Source organism: Vibrio sp. OPT20 (assembly GCF_963889365.1).
GTDB lineage: Bacteria > Pseudomonadota > Gammaproteobacteria > Enterobacterales > Vibrionaceae > Vibrio > Vibrio splendidus.
In genome coordinates, this window is the sequence record NZ_CAWPOA010000086.1 from 1 (window position 1) to 722 (window position 722).

The window sequence follows — 722 nt, forward strand, 5'->3', positions numbered from 1 at the left end:
GTAGCCCTAGGGGAACCTGGGGCTGGATCACCTCCTTATACGAAGATACTTACGATGAGTGTCCACACAGATTGATTAGGTTTAGAAAAGCAAAGAGATGAAGAACTCCCAAGTTCTTCGAAGTTTGTTTCTACTTTTTAAAGTGGAGATAAATTGCAGTGTCCCGTTCGTCTAGAGGCCTAGGACACCGCCCTTTCACGGCGGTAACAGGGGTTCGACTCCCCTACGGGATACCATTGGGTCGTTAGCTCAGTTGGTAGAGCAGTTGACTTTTAATCAATTGGTCGCAGGTTCGAATCCTGCACGACCCACCATTTCCTCCCAAGGAAATAAAAATATGGGGCTATAGCTCAGCTGGGAGAGCGCCTGCCTTGCACGCAGGAGGTCTGCGGTTCGATCCCGCATAGCTCCACCATTCTTTCTCCATGAAGGAATTAAAACTATCATGGGCGATTAGCTCAGTTGGGAGAGCACCTGCCTTACAAGCAGGGGGTCACTGGTTCGAGCCCGGTATCGCCCACCATCTTTAAGCATTCTCGTAAGAGAGTATTTAAAAATGGTTTTGAAAGTTTAAAACTTGAAAAACTCTTGCTCTTTAACAATTTGGAAAGCTGACTGATTGATTTACTTACGAGTAATTCAATCAAATTTAAAAGTTCTCAATGTTTATCTTTCATTAGATAAACACAACAAACACATTCAAGTGTCTTGTATTCGAATCA

The 722-nt window shown here is 44.0% G+C and carries 4 tRNA genes; all 4 read left to right on the forward strand.

Features of this window, described 5'->3' with window-relative positions:
- The first annotated feature begins 160 nt into the window (after positions 1-160).
- The 4 genes from AACR09_RS19350 to AACR09_RS19365 all read left to right on the forward strand — a co-directional run bounded on the left by AACR09_RS19350 (position 161) and on the right by AACR09_RS19365 (position 523).
- Positions 161-236: transfer RNA gene (locus AACR09_RS19350), tRNA-Glu, on the forward strand.
- 2 nt (positions 237-238) lie between these two features.
- Positions 239-314, forward strand: a tRNA-Lys gene (locus AACR09_RS19355).
- A 25-nt stretch (positions 315-339) separates the two neighbouring features.
- Positions 340-415 (forward strand) — tRNA-Ala (locus AACR09_RS19360).
- A gap of 32 nt (positions 416-447) precedes the next feature.
- A tRNA-Val gene (locus tag AACR09_RS19365) sits at positions 448-523 on the forward strand.
- The last annotated feature ends 199 nt before the right edge of the window (positions 524-722 follow it).